We start from the raw sequence: 22,318 nt of genomic DNA, 5'->3' as shown, positions 1-22,318 counted from the left end.
AGATGACAAGGATTGACAAAGACACACCTATAGCTGTTATTGGCCTTGGTTATGTTGGTTTACTGCTGGCAGTAGCTTTTGCAAGGTATTTCAAAGTAACAGGTTTCGATACTAAACAAAAACGCATAGAAGAACTAAATACAGGTTAAGATAACACGCTTGAAATAACGGAAAGTCATTTATTGGAAGTCAAATCTAATTTATCGTTCAGTAATCAGGTTAGTGATTTACAGCAGGCACGTATTTATATTATTACAGTACCTACGCCCATAGATAAATTTAATCATCCTGACCTTTGTGCATTATACAAGGCCAGCGAAACTGTTGGAAAATTCTTAAAGCAGGGCGACATCGTAATTTATGAATCAACGGTTTATCCCGGAGTTGCTGAGGCTGCCAAAGTCATAGAAAATGCACAAAGAGATATTAATATCGCCTTTGTGAATGAGCTGGCCAAGATATTTAATCTGATTGGCCTGAATACACTTGATATACTGGAAGCTGCAGGAACCAATTGGAATTTTCTGAATTTCAAACCAGGTCTGGTTGGCGGGCACTGTATTGGTGTTGACCCTTATTATCTTGCCCAAAAAGCACAGGAAGCAGGCTACCGCCCTGAAATCATTCTTGCAGGAAGACGTTTGAATGATGGTATGGGACAATATATTGCTGATGAAGTCATCAAATTAATGGTTCGTAAAAAAATACAGGTTACGGGAAGTGAAGTATTAATTCTAGGTTTCACTTTCAAAAAAAACTGTCCCGATGTACGTAATACCAGGGTCATAGATATTGTCACCCGTTTAAAAGAATACCATGTCAACGTCTGCATTCTTGACCCATGGGCTGATCCTGAACATGTTTACCAGGAATACTGAATTACCTGTCAGAATGAGGCTATTACTGACCGTATCTCTCTAAATCAGTTATGGACTACAATCAAAGAACTTCATGGTACTGATCCGGGACAAATATACGGGCCTTCCAGAACCGGAGATATCCATAACTCGCTGGCAGATATCAGCCGGATCAGAAAAGACCTCGGTTATGCCCCATTATATGATGTAAAAAAGGGGTTAGACTATACGCTGAACTGGATGAAAAATAAGGTTTAGCCCATTTCTCCTTTTATTTACTCTTCATATTTGTCTACCAATTGCCTGGTGATGATCTTTTCAATAGATCTCCAGTAAAACCGGGCCATCAGGTCTTCTGCCCTTAACATGACTTCCGGAAAGTCATAGCCGCTAATCAGATAATTATCTTTCGCAAACAACCTGAATAACAGTCTTTGTTTACGTTCATTTAACTTTCTGAGTTTTATATTAGGAATCGACTCTCTGTGCATTGCATAATTTTCTGCCAGATTTGTGGTAATTAACCCTGTTTCGGGGTCCTTGATTAAAAGAATCTCCCTTGAACTGGTTATTGCAGAGAAACAAAAACGACTGTACAAATCCGGATTCAGCCTGCTGTTATGCTTATTTAAAAACCTGGTAATTTCCATGGCCAGTTCAAAGTTACCTTCGGGAAAATTCTGAACAAAATCTTCTTTAAAGCATACAAACAAGTTTTCTGCAAGTCTTTCACTTTTGAATATGGCCAGACAAATTGCCAGTGCTGTCGTATAAGCAGCGTTTTGTGCCAATTCGCCCCATTCAAAATTACATTCATAAAAAGGCCGGAGTACGTTAGCTGTTTCTGGAAATACTTCTATCCCGTTTACCCATATCCTCCTGTTGCTTTTAACTGGTACAGAAAGATGATCAGTGACATCAATGGCTCCTTTGATATGAAAAACTTTCTCCGGTAGCTGGATATCCCACTTTAATTTCTTATTTCCTGAATAAATATTCATAAGCGCATTTTTAATTAAGGAATGGAAAAAGTATGGCGACCAGTAATATGCGTTTACCAGGAATTGGGTCACCAGCCGCACATACCATTTTCCTAATCAGTTGATTTCTGTTCAAATGGAGCTGCGAAACAAATAGCTGTGACCTGTAAAAAAAAGAGAATGGGGCCGGCTACTTGCTTGTCTACTGTAACAGAGGTTCTGGTAAACCCAAATATTTTTTTCAAAATATACCCTACAATAAACTTAAGCAAGCAACCGACCCCATATATATATGAGTTCAGGCTGCTTGACTTATCTCGTAGGGTACCATTGAAATTTACCAGATTTCTGTTACGAGGCTCGTCAAGCAGTGCTTCATGTCGAGTTGAAGAACTGCTAAATTAAAAATTTTGTTTCAATCTATATTTTTATTCCATAATAATTATTGTTGTCAAATAAACAAATATGTTGATTAATTACTCAAATCATTGCAATATTCTACATTATAAATACTAATGTCAACATAATTGTAGAATAATACTAATAAAATGTAGAAAACTTTTAAACATTATTCTTTTACCTTGTTTTTAGTGAAAAAAGGGGATTTTAAGAAACATAAAGGTGAATATCTAGACTCTGTTGTCCGCAAAACCGGGATAACTATAAAGGCGTTAACTGCATCTGCAGGATTTGACAGAACAACCTATTACCATCACATTACAGACCCTCATTTACCTTACAAAGTCATCTCAAGATATGGAGAAGTACTGAAGTTTGATTTCTCTCCGGAATATCCTGAGATCCAGCGTGCCAGGAGTGATGATCCGCAAGAAATAACCACGTTCGAAGAAATGAAGAAAGACAGAGACTACTGGCGCTCCAGATTCTTTGACTTAGCGGAGAAATTAGCAGAGAATTATAAAAAAGAAAACACGTAGCATTAATTGTTAAATCGATTATTCTGATTCTCTTTGTGCAGCCGGATTAATAAAATCAACTGCAATTTCAGTCAGATAGCTATCCGAAGCTTTCTCATCGGCCAGACATTCTTTCAGGATCAATTTAGCCTTCGGGTAATCAAGTTCTCTTAACAAAGAAATTAAACTTCCGTAACTTGCTATTTTATAATGGGCTATAAGCTGAACGGCATAGATGATTGCCGCATCGCGCAATGCTGTACCTGTTTCCACTGTTTTAACAATGGAAGCAGCTTTATCACTCAATATTTCTATGATATTACACTTCCCTTTACCAGCCTGCTGATTCATCATTTCAAAGACGTTATCCAGCATCTCAACATGCTTTCCTGCTTCTTTTGATTGAGAAATGAGTGCACGCTGCAATTCTTCTGTAAATGCCGCAATAGATAATGCTGCTGCACAATTGACTAGTTTCTTTTCTGCTATATATAGATCCTGTAGACATTGGATAAAGAAATCTAGTAAGCCCTGCTCTCTAATTTGATCCACCATGATTTAGTTTCTTTTAGAACGATCCTATAAAATTATAACAGACCTAAAACAAATAGAACTAAGAAAAGTTTATGTAAATCGCTTTTAGTTCATAGCTTTGCTAAGATTTAAAATTCATTATGGCAGTATTACATAGAAAAGAAGAGAAAATAGAAGTTGTGCTGAGTAAGCTTCCAAAAGATTATACAGATGAGCAGTTTGTTGAAACTTTCATTCAGCTTTATTCTAAGGACTGGGGAAAGATCAAAGCAAATTATATTAAACAGTCTCAGGATAAAGAACCTGGAACAATCATTAACATGCCTAAACCCGACCTGTATTTAAAAAGTGTTTTAAAAACTTACCTGGAGAATAAAAAAGGTTAGAAATAACTCAGAGAACATAGATATGATGAGTATCCATGTTCTCTATTAGTTGATTGCCTGCATTAATTCGGGTCTGTTATTGATTACACCTTTCACTACAGTGGCATTTACAGCCTTATCTACTCTATAACAATCCATCAGTTCGTCTGGATAGGCATCACACAGACTTAAAAGATCAGGGGTTCCCAGATCTTTACTTAACCAAATTGCTTCTTCTTCCCTGCTTAAGATAACCGGCATCCTGAATTTAGGGGCATGAACTTTACCTACGATTTCATTGGCTGCGGTAGTCATAATAGTGAAAGAACGGTAAACCTCTCCCGAAAACTGATCTTTCCATTGACTCCATAAACCTGCAAAGGCAAATAAATCTCTATTTTTCAGTACAAAATGATAAGGCAGGGTGTCACCTGTTTTTTTATCCCATTCATAAAAACCATCTGCCAGTACAAGGCATGTTTTCCGGTGTGTTAGCAGCGGTGCGAATGTCTTTTTTCCCATGATCTCTTCAGAGCGGGCATTCAGGGTAGAAAAATCAAGTTTCGTACTCTGTGCCCAATAAGGAACGAGCCCGAAATGCATCAGCTGCGCGGTATCAGGCTCATCAGCAGTGATAACTAAACCTTTTTGGGTAGGCGCCAGATTATAATTAGGCTGATAGTCTGTTGGTAATTTGACCTGGTAACGGACTAGTAATTCCTTTTGAGCTTTAGTGAGGGTGTATCGTGCACACATGATCTAAATTTATATCTTTGTTTAATGAGTTATAACGTAACTAAATTTGAGGTTATTTTTGAAGGAAAACCTATTGCTGTCGCTGTACATTCAGTAACAGACGGTGAAGAGACAAACCATATTGTCTCTATTGATGATCATGAAAATTTCGAGATCAGACTGACTAAAGAAAACAAATGGAAGGCTGACAATGGTACCGGAATAAACGAAGAGTTACTTGCATTGATTACAGCCCATTATCAGGCCCCTTAATTCTGATTAAATCAGATCATTTGCTATGATATAAGTTCTGGCCTGCCGAAAATCAGTAAAAACAAGATCAGCAGCACCTAGTTTAACATGGCTATCTTCATCTCCCTGGATAGCAAAGCAGGTTAATTCTGCATTTTTAGCGGCCATTAAACCATTCACAGTATCTTCAAAGACCAGGCATTCGCTTTTCTGAAAGCCTATTCCTTTGACTGCCAGATTATAGGACTCAGGGTCGGGTTTACTTTTAGTCACATCGCTTCTTGTGACCAATAACTTAAAGTATTTACCTAATCCGTTCTTTCTGAATACTTCATCTACATCAGCTCTTTTACTTGCAGTAACCAAAGCCATCGCTATTCCTTTTGTTAAAAAGAAATCAAGTGTTTCTTGCACATAAGGCATCAATTCTATAGTGCTGGTCTTTAAGCGCTCATTAGTCAGGTCTTCTTTTCTGGAAATCAACACCTCTAAAGGTGACTCAATTTCATATAGCTCTTTTAACCTTTTAGCATTTCCCGGTAAAGGAATGCCGGCAAAGTTTTTCAGAAAATCTGAATATTCAAGCTGAATATCAGATTCAGCAAGGATTTCATTCCATACGTTATAATGAAAGTGCTCTGAATCTACAAGAGTGCCATCCAGATCAAAAAGAAGTGCTTTAAATTTTACCATTATTGCTTACTTTTTATCCAGGCTACCAAATCATTAATTAATGTTTCAGATACACTTGAGGGTGTTTCATATTGACTTTGAGACCCTTTTTCGACCTGAGAACTTAATAAATGGTTCAAATCAGGATACAATTTCAAAGTTACATTGCGCTTTTTATTCAGTGCTGCATCCCAAAGTTCATAATCATGAGTTGAAACCTGGAAATCATTTCCACCCTGTATAATTAAAATACGTTGTTTATTTATCTTTTTCACTGCCTCTACCTGGTTGTATTTATTCAGATCTATCCAATAAGAAGCTGGCAATCCCAATATAGTAGAATCTGGTTTCATATTACCCAATGCAGTCACTCTGCTTTTGTTGAGTTCCAGAATCCGCTCATCAAGCTGTTTTTTCATAGCCTGAGTTGTATCTTTTGCTAAACCAAACATATATTTATTTTGTTCAACCAGAATATCTGTTAAAGTTCTTGCAGGTGCAGCAGCCAATATAATACCATTTAATTCAGGTGCTAAAGCAGCAATCCTTGGAGCAACCATCCCTCCCAGGCTATGTCCCAGTAAGTAAATCTGTTTTTTATCTATATCAGGAACCGTAGCAGCAAGAGCAACTGCTGCAACTGCGTCATCTATAGCTTCTTCTTTCACAGTGAATGCACCGCCAAACTCTCCACTATAAACCATTGTTCTCTTTACATAACGGATACTGGCAACTCCTTTGGCAGCAAAACCAGCCGCAAGATCTTTGAAGGTTTTATTCGGGCCTACAGTTTCGTCCATATCAGCCGGCCCCGAACCATGTACCAATACAACTATCGGAAAATTCTTAGCATTCTTTGGAATTGTCAGTTTTCCAACCAGGCTATGCCCCGGAGTTTTTACATAAATCTCCTTTTCTGTATACAGGGTAGTATCAGCATAGGCAGGATTCAGATAATTTGCTGCCGATCTGTTAGGTGCAACAAAAAAGCCAACCATATTTCCGGTTTTATTATAAGCCAGCAAAAAAGATTGTGTAGCATTTGCAAATTTACCATCTACAGTGACTACAAAAAAATCACCTTTGGTTTTACTCTCTACCCCACTTGCAGACTCAAATTTGCCGAGTTTTTCACTAAAAGTCTCCCACATCTTCTGCAAATCTGCAGCAGATATCTTGTCAGATACGCTTGCATCAAAATAAGCATGTGCATCAGTGAATTTCTTCTGATCCAGCAGGTCAAAAAAATCGGTTGAGCGGTTAAATAGTTTTATAATATCCTGCGAAAAAGACAATGTTGAGAACAACAATGCAAAGATGAGTAACGTGATTTTCTTCATGTAATCTATATAGTGTTTAGACCAAAGCTAACATAATTTTGATTTAAATATGAGCTCAGTGCATGAAAAAAAACATTACATTAGAGCAAATAATTTTTCTTTATTAATTAACTGATCCGTAAATAACATAAGTCTGAGATAAAGATGACAACAAATAAAAAAATACGTGTATGTGTTGCCGGTGCCACAGGCTGGGCAGGTTCTGAACTTTGCAGGGGGATTGTTTTAACAGATGACCTGGAGCTCGTTTCCGCTGTTTCAAGGACCAATGCCAATAAAGACCTGAATGCTGTTCTCAATTTATCTCATGATAAAAACATCCCCATCTTCGGAACTATAGAAGAAGCTTTGTCAGTTCCCTGTGATGTCCTTGTAGACTATACTAAACCTGATATTGCAAAACATCAGGTGCTTACTGCGATTCATCAGGGAGTTCATGTTGTAATAGGCACGTCTGGCCTTTCGGACGCAGATTATGAAGAAATAAACTCGATTGCTCAGAAGAAGAAAAAAGCTGTACTGGCTGTTGGAAATTTTGCAATTAGTGTGGTCCTGTTAAATAAATTTGCAGAAATGGCAGCTAAATACATGCCTAACTGGGAAATTATTGATTATGCAAGTGATCGTAAAATTGATTCTCCAAGCGGAAGCACTTTAGAGCTTGCCAACAGGTTATCAAAAGTCAGGGAATCTGTAAAAACAGTTGCTATTGAAGATACCAAAGGGGTTAAAGAAACCAGAGGGGCCGATATTAATGGAATGCAGGTACATGCAGTAAGGCTTCCGGGGTTTGTAATTGCTCTGGAAACGATTTTTGGCCTGGAAGATGAAAAACTGACAATTAAACATGAAGCAGGGAATAGCGCAAAACCTTACGTACAGGGTGCATTGCTGGCGATAAGGAAAGTTGGCACCTTTACGGGGCTGAAAAGAGGTTTGGATTCTGTAATGGACTTTAACGATTAAACAAATGTCAATACGTATTCAACTCCTGGCAATCATTGCGCTGACGGGTCTGTTTTCTTTCAAATCAGCTTTTCATACAAATCATCAGGACAATCTTAAAAAATTCTACGACGAATATCAGGTTCAGGGTTCTTTTGTCTTATATGATCAGAAGAATGACCATTATACTTATTACAATAAAGAGCAAACGACCATACCTTTCACCCCTGCCTCAACATTTAAAATCTGTAATTCACTGATCGCACTTGAAACGGGAGCCGTAAAGGACGAAAATGTAGTTTTTAAATGGGATAAGAAAGAACGGCCATTACCAGTCTGGAATGCTGATACAGACATGAGAAATGCATTTAAGAATTCAACGGTATGGTTCTATCAGGAACTGGCAAAACGTATCGGCGAAAAGAAAATGAAATCCTGGTTAAATAAAGCTGGTTACGGCAATGAAAATATCAATGGTGGAATAGATGGATTTTGGTTATGGGGAGGTCTGCGCATTACTCCTGTTCAGCAGATTGACTTCTTAAAGAGACTGCAAGGTGGTGAACTTCCTTTCTCCTCCCGTTCAATGGATATTGTAAAAAGTATAATGATCGTTAAAAATACAAAGGACAATGTTATCAGGGCTAAAACAGGTAATGGGAAACAAGGTGATTTATATGTATCCTGGTATATTGGATATATCACAACCAATGACAACGTCTACTATTTTTCCAATTGTATACAAAGCGAAGACAAGAAACCTGATTTTAGAAAAGCAGGTGTAGCAATTGCTATTCATATTTTGGATGATTTAAAAGTAGTTAAAAAACAAGATTGGGATAATTAGAATCAATAACAGGATAATAATTAATTAGCTGATATATTTGGTATTACACTCATTTAATAGTTAAATTTATGATATCAATTTAATATCATTTAAATACTATGCAAATGAAAACAGAAAAGATCGTCACTCCCTTTAATGGCTACCTGGTCATTTTCCTTTTAGCCGTTACTGCTGGTTTATTAGCCTATGCTATTAGCCAGCAGCAGATCATTTTAATTATAGCCTGTATCCCGGTATTTATTATTTTAGCTAAGGGTTTGATTATTGTCAGCCCGAACAGCTCAAAAGTACTTTTGCTTTTCGGAAAGTATAAAGGGAGTATCAAGCAAAATGGAATGTTCTGGATAAATCCATTATATACCAGATTTACTTATTCACTGCGTGCGAGAAACTTTGAAAGTGAAAAGATCAAAGTAAATGATAAGATGGGAAATCCCATTCTGATCAGTGTAATCTTGGTCTGGAGAGTCAGAGACACTTTTAAAGTCGCATTTGAGGTAGACAATTATACTACTTTTATCAAAATACAAACAGATTCTGCAGTAAGAAAACTTGCAGGTTCTTTTCCTTATGATCATTTTGAGGACGAAACAGCAACTATCACCTTAAGTACTAACTTTGACGATGTCAATATTGCACTCGAAAAAGAACTGGCCGAAAGATTGGATATTGCAGGTATAGAAGTCATAGAATCAAGGATCGGCTATCTGGCCTATGCTCCTGAAATTGCACATTCTATGCTTAGAAGACAACAGGCTTCAGCGGTAGTTGCTGCCCGTCATAAAATTGTTGAAGGTGCTGTTGGAATGGTAGAAAGTGCCCTTAAACTCCTGTCTGAAAAGAAAATCATCGAATTTGACGACGACAGAAAAGCAACTATGGTGAGTAATTTAATGGTTGTCCTTTGTGGTGATAGCGAAACAAAACCTGTTATCAATACCGGGACATTAAATCAATAAATATGTCAGAAAAGAAATCATTTGCGTTAAGGATAGATTCAGAAACGATGAAGGCTATAGAGAAATGGGCTGCTGATGAATTTCGTAGTGTTAATGGTCAGATTGAGTGGATGTTGAATAATAGCCTTAAAAACGCAAAAAGGATAAAAAATAAAGAAGTGCAAAAAGATACTCCAGAAGATAAATAAACTAATCAAACAGATACTTAAAAAGTCATAATCAATAATAGAATAAAATATATGACCGTACAATCAATTGAGAGACTTCAATATTTATCAGAGACTATCCCTTCACTTTTAAATGAGATTGACGATCATATATTTTCTTTAAAGCCTGCAGCTAATAAATGGAGTAAAAAAGAAATTATCGGACATCTTATCGATAGCGCTGTGGCCAATCATCAGCGTTTTGTAAGAGCTCAGTTTGAGGATACTCCAAAAATAACCTACGATCAGAATAATTATAATACTTTTAATTATTACGACCAGATTGACAATAAGCAAATCATTTCCTTCTGGACCGTTTATAACAAACAACTATTAGAATTGATCAGATTGATCCCTGCCGAATTACTAAAAAAGGAATGTTTCACTGGTGGAGATGAAAGTTTAACAATAGCTTTCCTGTTTGATGATTATGTGGAGCATTTAGAACATCATTTGAGACAGGTGGTTAATTATTAAGATAAGACTTCTTTTTAAAGCCCCCCCGCCACTACTTTAAAACGTGGTTAAAGGGCTTACAAAGAAACAGGTGACGTTTAGAAAAGATACGATATGACCATCAAACAAATAATCCGGATACTGATTATTCTCATGACATCAGGGTGGTTTACAGCGGCCATAGGTTTCTCCGGTAAAATCGAACCTCCATATCCTACTATTTTGTTTTACTCCGGGGGCGGACTAATCGCCCTTTCTTCATTTTCAATCTTCATCATCATAGTAATTAGAATAATCAGAAAACAGAAGCTGTAAACACAGAGAAAATTGACACAACAGCAGAAATCAAAAGAATTCTAATATTTAGATACCCATGTAAATCTGAATTCACATTGGTAAAACGATTGTTCACGTAATAAAATCGTACAATTTAGATAATATCACTATTATTAAGAATAACCACGGTCATTTATCCCTGTTTTAATGGGATTGATATCCGGGAATTATTTAATATTAATAACGCTCAAAAAGCAATATTAAATATAATTAACCAAGCCAAATATAGATTTATCATGGGGAATTTATCAAAAGGTATCTTAATCACAGCTATTTTAGAAATTGCGCTGCTTTTATTATCATTCTTTATCAAACTCACTGGTTCATTATCCCCTTTGACCAGCTTAGTACGTATTACAGGAGAATTGATCATGGTCATCTTAATTGGACTTATAGGCCTTTTAGTAGTCAAATCGATGAAATCAGAATTTAAGATTGACAATTAATAAATTAGTTGACAAGCCAGATATCTGGCTTAAAACAGCATATTTTATCTAAACAACGAAAGCAAAGGGTATCTTAGCCGTCTTTTAACTCTTAAAGACAAATAATGAACTCATTACCTGCTACTCTTATTAATCTGCTAAATTATAGCTATTCCATGGCAAAAGCGCTTCTGGAGCAACAAGGTGAATTCTATCCCATAGGTGTTTGTATAGATCAGGAAGGAAAAACCATGCAAAGATTAATAGGTGACAATGATAATTATCCACTCGCAAGCGTACTATTAGATCACATACAAACTGATTTCACAGCAAAACTATCATCTGGTCATATCGTTGCTTATGCGATTGTTTACCAGGCAAAGGTTACCAGCAAACAATATACTGATGCGGTAAATGTATTAATAGCTAAATTCAAAAGCATTGAGGGGGAGGCAGAAGGAGTTTATTACCTGCCTTATACAATTACTGATAAAATTGTACAGTTTCTTGAACCATGGGTGGAACAAGCATAGCTATAAATCAATATAGTTACAAGAATCTAGAAATTGAAATATTCAACGATTTTGGTTTTACGCCAGGTCCGGATAATACACATACTTATTTAGCACATTACTACGCAGAAGGACCAGAGTCATACTGTAGTTCATTTCACGGGGTTAAAATATTCGGCCGAGAAACTGAAATGAATAGCTGTCTTTTGTACGGTTCTGGTGGGTCTGCAGGTATTTATTCAAACTCATCGTTACTAGATAACAATCGGCTGGTGATCTGCTGTGGGGATAGTCTGTTCTGCCTGAATTTACCTTCACTAGAATTACAATGGAATATCCAGGCAGATATGGTAACATGTTTTGAAGTCTTTAAATATGAAAATGATTATTTAGTCTACGGTGAACTGGAAATTTCCAGAATAAATGCAGAAGGAAAGATTCAATGGTCCTTTAGTGGTGCAGATATATTTGTATCAATGGATGATGAAGTATCGTTCACAATTCAATCTGATCATATTGCGTTAGTCGATTTCCAGGGGAACAAATACCAGGTTGATTTTGATGGCAAGCTAATCTGGGATTCGATTAATTATCCTGCACATTAACTCAAACCTAAGCTTCTTATTGCTATTCCATTAATTTTATTATTATGCTGGTTCACATATAAAGCCCTGCATAACACTTTATACTGTTTAAAAAATCTGCATTTGAATAAATTAATCAATCTCAAATGAAATTTTCATTCCTTCTTATCACTATCATAGCAACTGTTTATTATATATGATCAGACAGAAAAAAAATGATGATTCTCCAAAAGGAATCCGGCTAATAAAAAGGGGGCAAGTCATAAACTTGTAGATTAGGGATTAAATTTCAATTTTTGGGTTTGATATTTTTTGAGTTCAAAGCAGATGGTTACGATTCTTTATTAAACTAATTACTTCCTGATTTTATAGTTTAATTTATCATTATTAAACGCCCTGATTACTTTGATCAGAGATCGGTCAACGCTTCAGCGGAATTCTTAGGGGGAGGAAAGATCCTGTTTTTTTCGGTTTCCATTGATTGTTTCATTGTGCCCGGTACAGAACTTTTGAGACAACCCGTACTCCAGACTGCTGCTTTAAAAATGAAATCACCCAGGATTCCCTTTGAAAATTTACCCGTTAAACTTCCCATAATAAATACCTTTCTACCAATGTAAGCTATTCGCGTTAAAGATTATCCTGATGAGTAAAAAATGTCTGCAATTGTCCGCAGCTGTCTGCAATTGTCCGCAATTGTCCATGGGTTAGTCAAAGGGAAAATTATAATTTCATTAATCTTCATCCGGTTATGGTTTGGTTGTGCCTGAATAGAGATCGGGGTGACACCACGTTGAGAACAGGTTTTAAGCATAGTAACTCTAAGTCATTTCAACTAGTTGTTTTGACTTGGACTTGCCATGCTCTTACCTTACTTTAGCATTGCTCTTACCCTAACGAGTACCCGAACAGTACCCGAACAGTACCCGGGCAGTACCCGGCCGATACAGATTGATTATTTAGCTATTTTGAATCTATTTACTAACAGCACGGCCTTGTTTCGGCTTTGAGTCATTCCCATGCAAATTGAAAGCTTTCAAAGCAACTTCCAGAACCATAAGAGCATCCCTGACAGCAAAGACTTTCTGTTTAGCGTGTCAAAATTTATGCTTAAAAACAGCCTGCTCAACAGGTTTATGACTTGATCCATAAAAAGAAAAAGTAAACAATTAGTAAGTGCCAGATAGAATCTATTTGGTATTAATCAAATTCTTAAAAAATTTACGGGATCTTAAAGAGTATATTATTCAATTTACAAAAGGCTATAAAAAAAAGAAAGGGTTGTTCCATCCAGACACATCCCTATTCTAACCAAATATAAACCTGTATGAACGGGTTTTCTCTTTAAATTTCCGGCAGTGTTGCTGTCATTTATAACGACTCATCCTTGATCCGGAAAATATTTATGACTTATTTTCTGATACAAATATATACAACTTTTATATAGTGTACAAATTACACTAACGATTATTTTAAATAAAACATTTCTATGACGAATTAACGACAAAAACAGCTCTGTTAATCAGGAAAGAGACAATAAATAATTAAGATTAGCGCTTATCAGCCACTAATAATTGAAGAATATCATTTTCAGTACCATCAAAAGGTCCATAAGATTCCATTTTTAAGCTGGCCATAGCTGCACCAAACTCTCCGGCTTGCTGAATCCCTGCTCCCTTTACCCTTTGATATAAATACCCGGCCATATAAGTATCACCACATCCGGTAGCATCTACTTCGGCAGCCGGTCTGAAAGCAGGAATATCATAAAACACTTCATCCATATAAATCACAGAACCTAAACTAGCCCTTGTAATCACGATTTCCCGGACTCCCCACTCACTTAATATCTTTACCCCTTCTGGTATCCCCTTAACACCTGTCAGGACCTCCAGTTCTGCCTCATCAGCCTTTACTGTATGTACATATTGAAGTGCTTCCATTTTCTCAGGCCAGTCTACCGCACAAACACTTTCTCCTCTTACCTCACGCAAATATCCCTGTACATCTAATGACACCTTACTTCTGCCTGCCAGATCTTTAATCAGTTCCACAGAAATATCGTTTGATAACAAAGGTCCTAAATGAAAGATTTCAGCCTGAATATTACTTAATTGTTCAACCGTAAAAGGATCAGCTTCCTGTAAAACCCTTTGGGTCCGGTGATCGAGGTTTCCGGAATAGATATTCTCAAAATAAACGGTTTTTGCACTTGGAAAGACATTAACATCCGTCCCATTTGCGCGTAATTCCAGTACAAACGGCATTTCGCTTTCTCCTACAGCTGTAACCAGACCATAATTGACATCCATTTTTCGGATAGCATTTGAGAAATAAAATGACGTCCCCCCCGCCATATGTTTTTCTGTAGTGGGGGTAACCACTCTATCCAGCGTAATATGACCTATACAACAAACCTCGTACATAAACCTTTATTAATAAGAAAAAATAAGCTAGCCTAACCGCTAACAACAGGCAAATGTATCAAATGATTTAATTTGTATGTGTAATATTATTTAAACAGTTCAAAACTGGAGGACGCATCACACCAGAATTCATCCAGAGCAGTGATCCTTGGTTTTAGAAAAGAAATCAGTTTAGGCCAGTCTTCTTCCTTAAAAATACTAACATCAGGCAAGCGTGTATAAATCCTGCTTACAGTTTTATAATTCTCGTCCAGTATCAGCGGCTCCCAGTCCCAGTCCTCATTTAAATAACCTTTCAGAATATTCCTGAATTCTTTAAACTGTTCAAATAACAGTTCCTGTACCCCGGTATCAGGGTGAGAGAGTTCAATTGCGACAAAAGCAGACTTATGATCTGCATGCAATTTAAAATGCAGGTGTTTAATACCTGTCTTATAATTTATCCAGTTAATCCTTAAACCCTCAGCAGAAAGCTGCGGGGCAATATACTGGCCAAAAGCCGTCCAGAAAGCTTGTTTCAGTTTTGAAGCCTGATCTTTAGAATACATAAAAAAATTAATCCTTTTAGCACAAAGCTAGCCTTTATCTTTTTGTAAGATCAATAATTTCTCTTCCTGTAAAAGAATAGCTTCTTCTTCCTCCTCCATAGCCACTTTATTATAATGCGTCTCCAGGAACTCAGTTTTAGAATCTCTGAAAGATTTAACAGTTCCTATAGCATACATAAAACGGATATAACACCAGGCAATATCTACCTGATGAGGCAGAAAACCTGTTCTCGCACTTTTTGGATATAAATGGTGATTATTATGCCATTCGCCGGCAACTATTCCAGGCCAAAGCTGATTGATAGACATATCTTCACGGGAGAAATCATAATTATCCCTGCGCATATCCTTTCCTTTACCATGACCTTCATAATTGAAAGTTCTTACGCCTACCGCCCAGATACCAGCAGCACCAAATACTGTACAGGCCAAACCGTGACCACCAATTAAGAATAACATCGCATACCAGAACCCCCAGTTCAAAGCCCATGCAAGAACTGTTCTGGCTGGATTAGCAATAGAACCCCAGTTTAAATATTGTGCATAAGTATTTGGCTGAACGCCAGTATGTTTCATCAGTCTGGATGCGCGGTGATAGTTTCGTTCAGATAAATCCTTTGCTATCGGCTGATGATTAACATCTGCTAAAAAGCAATATAGAAACCCTCCCGAAGCATTATAAGGATCACCGGGAGCATCAGATTTAGCATGATGAACATGGTGTGAAACCACATAGATCTCTTCAGGAATCATAGAAATAGTCAGGTTCTGGGTAAAAAACCGCCAGAACTTGTTACGGAAAGTATAAGCATTGTGCGTACAAAACCGGTGATGCCATATAGTCCCGTGGGTACCCATCACAATCATACTATATAAAAAAGCCACAGCTAGTAAGCTCCAGCTAAAGTATTCAAAGATAAAAAAGTACAGAAAAGGGATCGTTAAAACCACCTTAGTCCAGCTCATTAATGGGAGCCAGTTCTTTTTGGTTTTAAAAATATTAAGTCTTTTAAAGAATTCACTAAACAATTGCCCAGCCGTCGGCCTCGATAAATTACCATTAGCATCGGCCCAACCATACGTTGGCGGGTCCAATACTATACACAAAAATGCCATAGACTGAAATTATTTTTTCTTGTGAAAGTACGTCAGATTTTTCACAAATCAGCTACTATATAAAAAAATCTTAAACCTAACGGTCAATTCAAGGTAATTTCCCTATTATTTTCTAGTATTATTTTAAACATATACCTACTTTCGACCACTTATTAGCTTTCTGGAGTAATCTACTCCCCCAGCATAACAAAGATCAAGGATACACACACAAAATGAACAAAGCAACAAACCGTAAACAGGACGCATTAGATTATCACTCGGATGGCCGGCCAGGTAAGATTGAAGTCGTACCTTCCAAACCCACAAATTCACAACGAGATTTAGCACTTGCCTATTCACCTGGAGTAGCGGAGCCCTGCATGGAAATATACAGGAACCCGGAAGACGTATATAAATATACAGCCAAGGGTAATTTAGTAGCCGTAATCAGTAATGGGACTGCAGTATTAGGTTTAGGAAATATTGGTCCGGCAGCAAGTAAACCGGTAATGGAAGGTAAAGGTTTGTTATTCAAAATCTTTGCTGACATTGATGTTTTCGATTTAGAGATCAATGCGACCACAGCCGACGAATTTGTAAATGTAGTTAAAGCATTAGAACCAACCTTTGGAGGTGTAAACCTTGAAGATATAGCAGCGCCGATGTGTTTTGAGATCGAGCGTCGTTTAAAAGAAGAAATGAATATCCCGGTAATGCACGATGACCAGCATGGTACAGCAATCATTACCAGTGCAGCCTTATTAAATGCCTGCGAATTACAGCATAAAAAAATAGACAAAATAAAGCTTGTGGTAAGCGGGGCCGGTGCAGCGGCAGTATCCTGCATCAAACTATACCTTAAATTGGGTGTCAAAAAGGAAAACATGCTGGTATTCGACAAGGATGGCATCGTGAATGTTGACCGTACCGACCTTGATCCAATGCGTATGGACTTTGCTACACCAAGAAAAGACATCAGCACTTTAGCTGAGGCCATGAAAGGTGCAGACGTATTCCTGGGTCTTTCAGCTGCAAATGTAGTATCGGTAGAAATGGTACAGTCAATGGCTAAAAACCCAATCGTATTTGCCTTAGCTAATCCGGACCCTGAAATTGCATACGATCTTGCAATTAACAGCCGTAAAGATATCATCATGGCAACGGGGCGTTCTGATTTCCCTAACCAGGTAAATAACGTATTAGGATTCCCTTATATCTTCCGTGGTGCATTAGATGTACGTGCTACATCGATCAACGAAGAAATGAAAATCGCTGCGGTAAGAGCAATTGCTGAGCTGACTAAACTTCCGGTACCAGAAATCGTACACCTTGCCTATAAAGCTAAAAACCTGAAATTTGGAAAAGATTATATCATTCCAAAACCAATTGACTCCAGATTAATCGGTATAGTATCTACAGCTGTTGCCAAAGCGGCGATGGAATCTGGTGTTGCCCGCAAGCAGATTACAGACTGGAATGCTTACCAGGAAGAATTACAAATCAGGTTAGGTGCCGATGATAAAATACTAAGAAATCTTGCCAGCAAAGCAAAATCTGCGCCTAAACGTGTTGTATTTGCAGAAGCTGATAACTATAAAATATTAAAAGCAGCGCAGATTGTTAAGGACGAAGGTATTGCAACCCCTATTCTATTAGGAAATGTAGCTAAAATCCAGAAAATCATCCTGGAACACGGAATTGAGTTCGGTGATGTAGAAATCATTGATCCATGGCAGGGAACAGAAGAGTCTGATAAATTTGCACAGCATCTTTATGAAAGACGCCAGAGACGTGGTATCACTCTGTATGAAGCTAAAAAACTGGTACGTGACCGTAACTATTACGGTGCAAGTATGGTAGAATTCGGACAGGCAGATGCATTAATCTCAGGATTAACTAAAAACTACAAATCAACCTTAAAGCCAGCATTACAGGTTATCGGTACAAAACCAGGCGTTAAAAAAATCGCTGGGATGTACATGATGCTGACAAAAAAAGGACCTGTATTTTTAGGTGATACGACAGTCAATCCGGATCCAACAGCAGAAGATATGGTAGATATTACAGGAATGATTAATGAAACTATCAAAGGATTCAATATCACACCTCGTATTGCTTTACTATCTTATTCTAACTTCGGTTCCAATACAGGACCAGTTCCGCAAAAGATGAGAGTTGCGACGGCATTGCTGAAACAAAAATATCCTGATATGATTGTTGATGGTGAAATGCAGGCCAATTTTGCGATGAATGCAGAGTTGCTTCAAAGCAATTACCCATTCTCCAGCTTAAAAGGCATTCCGGCAAACACTTTGATCTTTCCAAACCTGGAATCAGGAAACGTTGCCTATAAATTATTGCAGGAACTAGGAAATGTAGAAGCTGTAGGCCCTATCCTTCTTGGCCTGAACAAACCAGTACATGTTTTACAAATGGACAGTTCGGTCAGAGAGATTGTGAATATGATTACAATTGCTGTAGTAGACGCACAATAAAATCTATAAATCATAAAAAAGCCTCAGCAGAAACACATCTGCTGAGGCTTTTTTTTTATCCATACTTAATTACAAGAACAGATCGCTGCTCAGATAACGGTCTCCCCTGTCGCAGGCTATAAAAACGATTACTCCCGAAGTCAATTCGGCAGCCAGCCTGAGTGAACATGCCAGCGCACCTCCACTGCTCATTCCAGCAAAGATGCCTTCCGATTTCGCCATTCTCCTGGTAAAATCAGAAGCTTCATCCTGCGAAACATCCATCACCCTGTCCACCCTTGAAGCATCAAATATCTTAGGTAAATACTCTTTTGGCCATCTTCTGATACCAGGAATTGAAGACTCTTCCGTTGGCTGACAGCCTACAATCTGAATTTCAGGATTTTGCTCCTTCAAGTACATAGAATTCCCCATAATACTCCCGGTAGTCCCCATAGAGCTCACAAAGTGCGTAATCTGATGTTCGGTATCAGCCCATATTTCCGGCCCTGTTGTTTTATAATGTGCCAGATAATTATCAGGATTTGCGAATTGGTTCAGCAGAAAATACCCTGTTGTACCCCCTTTCTCTTCCGCATAGTCCCTGCACTTCTCAATAGATTCCAGTAAAGTAACCTTTGCTCCAAAAGCCTCCATGGTTAAAGTTCGCTCTCTCGTAGAGTTTGAAGGCATGACCAATTCAATTTCAAGTCCATAGATTGAAGCAATCATTGCCAGGGCGATCCCAGTATTTCCGCTGGTCGCTTCTACCAATTTAGTATCCTTATTCACTTCACCGCGTTCCATTGCGCTGCGGATCATATTTAATGCAGCCCTGTCTTTCACGCTTCCACCAGGATTATTTCCTTCCAGTTTAGCAAAAATCCGGACAGCCGGATTAGGGTTCAGCTTGGTAATCTCTACTAATGGCGTATTTCCTATGCAATCTATTAATGTACCCATGCTTATATTTTGCTTTTTGTTTCTATAACTTTCATAGCAGACTGATGATAAACCGTTGAATTTGCCGGCACACTTTTAGTTAGCCAGACATTTCCACCAATTACACTATGCTCACCAATAAACGTATCACCGCCTAAAATTGTCGCTCCCGAATAAATAATTACATGATCACCAATAGTGGGATGTCTTTTCGTATTCGCCATAAACTTCTCCACGCTTAGAGCGCCCAGTGTTACCCCCTGATACAATTTAACGTGATCACCAATCTTTGTAGTTTCGCCGATAACCAGGCCTGTACCATGATCAATGAATAAATACTCCCCAATTTCGGCCCCCGGATGGATATCAATTCCAGTTGCCGAATGTGCATATTCTGTCAGTACCCTTGGAATTAAGGGAATACCCAGTTTCAGCAATTGATGTGCTATTCTATAAATTGATATCGCCAGAAAACCGGGATAGGTTCTGATAATTTCAAATTCACTTTGTGCAGCAGGATCACCATTTAAAGTAGCTGTAATATCCGTATTCATCCGGCGGAACAATTCAGGAAGTTCATTATAGAAAGTCTCTGCGATCACGTGATGGTTACAGGCTGTACAAGCTTTAGTCTTTTGTAGGATATTCAGTAATTCCTGTTCAGAATGACTAAAATATCCTTTAATTTCATCTAACGTATGATTAGGGTTAGTTAATCTTTCAGGATAAACAAGGTTTAACAGGCTTACTGCCCATTCTGCAATCTCAAGATTAGAGGGTATTGCTTCAATCTGGCTTTGTTTGTTGTAGATATGAAGATAAAATTCTTCGTTCATTATAGGTGGATTTTAAACGTTAAGATACGTGATTTGCCATCACATATATATCAGCTTTTTTAGATAAAATAATTTGATTCTTTTCAAGTGCCTCTTTTATTTTCTGGAAGTTGGCATAATAAACAGACCAGAAGTCTCCGTTTGCTGCCCATGCCCTGGCCAGTAGTATCACGGCATTATCTTCGAGTGATGAAACCAATACCGCTGGTTTAGGGTCCTTAAGAATTAACGCATCACTCTCTAAAACGGCCAGGATTACCTTTCGGGCGGTATCTATATTCGTATCAAAAGAAATGCTGATTTTATATTCAGCCTGTCTGATTTCATTATCTGTGGTATTATTAATTACAGCATTTGCCAGCGGGCCATTCGGTGCATAAATCGTTGTACCATTACCAGCCTTTAGAGTCGTATATAAAATATCAATCTTTAATACTGTACCAGAGACATTATTTGCAGAGCTGATAACATGTCCCACTTTAAAGGGCTTAAAAAGCAAGATCAGTACTCCACCTGCAAAATTAGAAAGACTGCCCTGCAGTGCAAGGCCAACGGCAAGGCCACCTGCTCCTAAGACTGCAACAAAAGAGCTCGTTTGTATTCCGATCATTGAGGCGCAGGAAATAATCAGCAGGATATAAAGGATGACCCTGATGATACTGATTAAAAACTCACTTAAAGAAATATCAACAGTATTGCGTTTAAACCTGCGGTGGATAAACCCCATAAACCATTTAATCAGCCATATACCTGCTAAAAGCGTAATTACAGCAAGGATGAAGTTTGGCAGGCCACTGATAATTTTCTCAGAAAAAACTTCAATATAATTTTCAATTCTATTCATTTATTTTTAATTAGTGGTTAGACTAAAAAGAGCCTGTCTAAAATTTACCAGCTAAATTCCAGACAGACTCTAAGATTTTTTAAAGATACGTATCTATTTTTTTGTTCAAAACGAAAAGGTATCATTGCTATGTCAGAACAGCCATTGGTCTGCCCGATGATACATCAGGCAGCCTTGATACAGTTACAAAACATTCAAAAGGTCCTTTATAAAGAAGCCAGGATTCCTGTAAGAGAAAACTGTCAAGAAAGCGTTTCCGCTAATAAAGGACTATCCATCAGGATGGGATTTCCGTTAACAAAGAGTTTCAATAATACAGGTTATCCATCAGGACAGGTTTTCCATCAGGAAAGATTTTTCATAAATAAGGGGGCATCAGGGTGGGTTATCCAATAAGGATAAGGCTTCCTTAAACAAGAGAATTGTATTTAAGCGTAAAACTCAACTTCGAAAGAAGTACCAGGATTAAGCACATAAAAATGTTCCTTCAGGCTGCCATCAATTGATTCTTCGATTCTTAGCCAGTCAAATTCTGCTACAGTTAAGTCGCTTGGCACTTCAGTCATGCCACTTTTATAAACCATTTCCTTACCAGAAAACAGGGGAATAAACTCCTTGCCGTCCCTTACAAAGGTTTGAAAATCAAAACCTTTACCAAGCGGGTCAAAATCCTTAAACAGAGAAGTAACTTTTGAAGTTTTGATCTTCTCAATGAAGGCCTTTTTATAACCGGGATCAAACCACTGTTTCATAACTGATATATGTAGTGGCTGTGGTTTATCCTTCACATAAAACGGAAAATTCGTTTCTTCTATAAAGCCCAGCAGCTCGGGTTGCTCCTGAGTAGAGGTATAAAACATAGGGATATCGGGTTGAAATGTTTCCTTCATAAAATAAGTCATCTTTTTCAGTCCTTCGGCTCCTCCTAAATGATCAATTGCCAAAAACAAATCATTATCATCCTTTCCCTCATCGTATAACAAACCAAAATATGCCTTTAAAACATTAGGCTTAGAAGTAAACAAACTAATCAGATTTTCTACAAACCCCATATCTGTACCCTTATAATGCCCATCCTCATGTCCGCCACCATCATTCTCGTTGGTATTTAAAAAATCAAATAGTCCCATATAAATATATTTTCAGTTCCCCGGCACATGTGTTGTAACAAGGTATTAATCACCAAACTATCCAGTCTAATATATGGAATTATAAAAGGCAATAAAAAAGA

Annotated in this window: 25 protein-coding genes and 1 pseudogene; 14 read left to right on the top strand and 12 right to left on the bottom strand. The window is 37.7% G+C overall.

Annotated elements, in window-relative coordinates:
* Window positions 1-2: 2 nt before the first annotated feature.
* Together HDE68_RS03600 and HDE68_RS26625 are read left to right on the top strand one after the other, a co-directional pair.
* Window positions 3-638: pseudogene (locus HDE68_RS03600) on the top strand (nucleotide sugar dehydrogenase); the annotation flags it as partial.
* A gap of 15 nt (window positions 639-653) precedes the next feature.
* Complete coding sequence (locus HDE68_RS26625) at window positions 654-878, top strand: UDP binding domain-containing protein (RefSeq protein ID WP_317617687.1); 225 nt, start codon at window positions 654-656, stop codon at window positions 876-878.
* A 254-nt stretch (window positions 879-1,132) separates the two neighbouring features.
* On the opposite strand, the gene HDE68_RS03595 is transcribed toward HDE68_RS26625, so the two are convergent.
* On the bottom strand, window positions 1,133-1,858 hold the full coding sequence (locus tag HDE68_RS03595) for a hypothetical protein (protein WP_183879001.1): 726 nt from the start codon (window positions 1,856-1,858) through the stop codon (window positions 1,133-1,135).
* 569 nt (window positions 1,859-2,427) lie between these two features.
* Here HDE68_RS03595 and HDE68_RS03590 point away from each other — a divergent pair.
* Window positions 2,428-2,775, top strand: coding sequence for a hypothetical protein (locus HDE68_RS03590; RefSeq protein WP_183878999.1), 348 nt, complete (start codon window positions 2,428-2,430; stop codon window positions 2,773-2,775).
* A gap of 18 nt (window positions 2,776-2,793) precedes the next feature.
* On the opposite strand, the gene HDE68_RS03585 is transcribed toward HDE68_RS03590, so the two are convergent.
* Entirely contained in the window at window positions 2,794-3,309 is a 516-nt protein-coding gene (locus HDE68_RS03585) for a DUF892 family protein (protein ID WP_183878997.1), read from the bottom strand.
* Between the two features lie 119 nt (window positions 3,310-3,428).
* Between HDE68_RS03585 and HDE68_RS03580 the strand changes: the two genes are divergently transcribed.
* Window positions 3,429-3,674 carry a hypothetical protein gene (locus HDE68_RS03580; RefSeq protein ID WP_183878995.1) on the top strand — a complete coding sequence of 82 codons (246 nt, stop codon included), beginning with the start codon at window positions 3,429-3,431 and terminating at the stop codon, window positions 3,672-3,674.
* A gap of 45 nt (window positions 3,675-3,719) precedes the next feature.
* On the opposite strand, the gene HDE68_RS03575 is transcribed toward HDE68_RS03580, so the two are convergent.
* The gene (locus HDE68_RS03575) at window positions 3,720-4,409 is read right to left on the bottom strand and encodes an SOS response-associated peptidase (RefSeq protein WP_183878993.1); all 690 of its coding nucleotides are present in this window, start codon (window positions 4,407-4,409) and stop codon (window positions 3,720-3,722) included.
* A gap of 24 nt (window positions 4,410-4,433) precedes the next feature.
* Here HDE68_RS03575 and HDE68_RS03570 point away from each other — a divergent pair, with 24 nt between their 5' ends.
* Window positions 4,434-4,661 (top strand): hypothetical protein, encoded by a 228-nt coding sequence (locus HDE68_RS03570; RefSeq protein WP_183878991.1) that lies wholly within the window; start codon window positions 4,434-4,436, stop codon window positions 4,659-4,661.
* Between the two features lie 6 nt (window positions 4,662-4,667).
* Here the strand turns inward: HDE68_RS03570 and HDE68_RS03565 are convergent, their stop codons facing one another.
* Window positions 4,668-5,333: an HAD family hydrolase gene (locus HDE68_RS03565; protein ID WP_183878989.1), complete on the bottom strand. Its 666-nt coding sequence runs from the start codon at window positions 5,331-5,333 to the stop codon at window positions 4,668-4,670.
* Window positions 5,333-6,652 (bottom strand): alpha/beta fold hydrolase, encoded by a 1,320-nt coding sequence (locus tag HDE68_RS03560; protein WP_183878987.1) that lies wholly within the window; start codon window positions 6,650-6,652, stop codon window positions 5,333-5,335. Before HDE68_RS03560 ends, HDE68_RS03565 begins: the two co-directional genes overlap by 1 nt.
* Before the next feature lie 144 nt (window positions 6,653-6,796).
* Between HDE68_RS03560 and dapB the strand changes: the two genes are divergently transcribed.
* The 8 genes from dapB (at window position 6,797) to HDE68_RS03520 (ending at window position 11,943) form a co-directional block, all read left to right on the top strand.
* Window positions 6,797-7,618: a 4-hydroxy-tetrahydrodipicolinate reductase gene (gene dapB, locus HDE68_RS03555; RefSeq protein ID WP_183878985.1), complete on the top strand. Its 822-nt coding sequence runs from the start codon at window positions 6,797-6,799 to the stop codon at window positions 7,616-7,618.
* 4 nt (window positions 7,619-7,622) lie between these two features.
* The gene (gene blaOXA, locus HDE68_RS03550) at window positions 7,623-8,444 is read left to right on the top strand and encodes a class D beta-lactamase (protein WP_183878983.1); all 822 of its coding nucleotides are present in this window, start codon (window positions 7,623-7,625) and stop codon (window positions 8,442-8,444) included.
* A gap of 104 nt (window positions 8,445-8,548) precedes the next feature.
* Window positions 8,549-9,403: an SPFH domain-containing protein gene (locus HDE68_RS03545; RefSeq protein WP_183878981.1), complete on the top strand. Its 855-nt coding sequence runs from the start codon at window positions 8,549-8,551 to the stop codon at window positions 9,401-9,403.
* A 2-nt stretch (window positions 9,404-9,405) separates the two neighbouring features.
* A complete protein-coding gene (locus tag HDE68_RS03540; protein ID WP_183878979.1) occupies window positions 9,406-9,591 on the top strand; it encodes an Arc family DNA binding domain-containing protein in 186 nt (61 codons plus the stop codon).
* Window positions 9,592-9,642: 51 nt separating this feature from the next.
* Window positions 9,643-10,086 (top strand): DinB family protein, encoded by a 444-nt coding sequence (locus HDE68_RS03535; protein ID WP_183878977.1) that lies wholly within the window; start codon window positions 9,643-9,645, stop codon window positions 10,084-10,086.
* 551 nt (window positions 10,087-10,637) lie between these two features.
* Entirely contained in the window at window positions 10,638-10,847 is a 210-nt protein-coding gene (locus HDE68_RS03530; protein ID WP_183878975.1) for a hypothetical protein, read from the top strand.
* A gap of 104 nt (window positions 10,848-10,951) precedes the next feature.
* Window positions 10,952-11,359: a hypothetical protein gene (locus tag HDE68_RS03525; RefSeq protein ID WP_183878973.1), complete on the top strand. Its 408-nt coding sequence runs from the start codon at window positions 10,952-10,954 to the stop codon at window positions 11,357-11,359.
* Window positions 11,341-11,943 (top strand): hypothetical protein, encoded by a 603-nt coding sequence (locus HDE68_RS03520; protein WP_183878971.1) that lies wholly within the window; start codon window positions 11,341-11,343, stop codon window positions 11,941-11,943. The genes HDE68_RS03525 and HDE68_RS03520 overlap by 19 nt, the downstream gene beginning before the upstream one ends.
* 1,529 nt (window positions 11,944-13,472) lie before the next feature.
* Here the strand turns inward: HDE68_RS03520 and HDE68_RS03515 are convergent.
* From HDE68_RS03515 to HDE68_RS03505, 3 genes are all read right to left on the bottom strand, one after another.
* Window positions 13,473-14,348, bottom strand: a complete 876-nt coding sequence (locus HDE68_RS03515; protein ID WP_183878969.1) for a PfkB family carbohydrate kinase — start codon at window positions 14,346-14,348, stop codon at window positions 13,473-13,475.
* A gap of 86 nt (window positions 14,349-14,434) precedes the next feature.
* On the bottom strand, window positions 14,435-14,896 hold the full coding sequence (locus HDE68_RS03510) for a DUF4268 domain-containing protein (RefSeq protein WP_183878967.1): 462 nt from the start codon (window positions 14,894-14,896) through the stop codon (window positions 14,435-14,437).
* 27 nt (window positions 14,897-14,923) lie between these two features.
* On the bottom strand, window positions 14,924-16,012 hold the full coding sequence (locus HDE68_RS03505; RefSeq protein WP_183878965.1) for a fatty acid desaturase: 1,089 nt from the start codon (window positions 16,010-16,012) through the stop codon (window positions 14,924-14,926).
* Window positions 16,013-16,224: 212 nt separating this feature from the next.
* Here HDE68_RS03505 and HDE68_RS03500 point away from each other — a divergent pair, with 212 nt between their 5' ends.
* A complete protein-coding gene (locus tag HDE68_RS03500) occupies window positions 16,225-18,486 on the top strand; it encodes an NADP-dependent malic enzyme (protein WP_183878963.1) in 2,262 nt (753 codons plus the stop codon).
* Between the two features lie 69 nt (window positions 18,487-18,555).
* Here the strand turns inward: HDE68_RS03500 and cysM are convergent, their stop codons facing one another.
* The 4 genes from cysM to HDE68_RS03480 all read right to left on the bottom strand — a co-directional run bounded on the left by cysM (window position 18,556) and on the right by HDE68_RS03480 (window position 22,217).
* Window positions 18,556-19,428 (bottom strand): cysteine synthase CysM, encoded by an 873-nt coding sequence (cysM, locus tag HDE68_RS03495; RefSeq protein WP_183878961.1) that lies wholly within the window; start codon window positions 19,426-19,428, stop codon window positions 18,556-18,558.
* Window positions 19,429-19,430: 2 nt separating this feature from the next.
* Window positions 19,431-20,243 (bottom strand): serine O-acetyltransferase EpsC, encoded by an 813-nt coding sequence (gene epsC, locus HDE68_RS03490; RefSeq protein ID WP_183878947.1) that lies wholly within the window; start codon window positions 20,241-20,243, stop codon window positions 19,431-19,433.
* Between the two features lie 19 nt (window positions 20,244-20,262).
* Window positions 20,263-21,087, bottom strand: coding sequence for a mechanosensitive ion channel family protein (locus HDE68_RS03485; RefSeq protein WP_183878944.1), 825 nt, complete (start codon window positions 21,085-21,087; stop codon window positions 20,263-20,265).
* Window positions 21,088-21,515: 428 nt separating this feature from the next.
* A complete protein-coding gene (locus tag HDE68_RS03480; protein ID WP_183878942.1) occupies window positions 21,516-22,217 on the bottom strand; it encodes an enhanced serine sensitivity protein SseB C-terminal domain-containing protein in 702 nt (233 codons plus the stop codon).
* Window positions 22,218-22,318 lie beyond the last annotated feature (101 nt).

Origin of the sequence: Pedobacter cryoconitis (genome assembly GCF_014200605.1) — a bacterium.
GTDB classification, from domain to species: Bacteria; Bacteroidota; Bacteroidia; order Sphingobacteriales; family Sphingobacteriaceae; genus Pedobacter; species Pedobacter cryoconitis_B.
The sequence above is the reverse complement of the archived record's forward strand: the minus strand, read 5'-3'. Positions and strand labels throughout refer to the sequence as shown.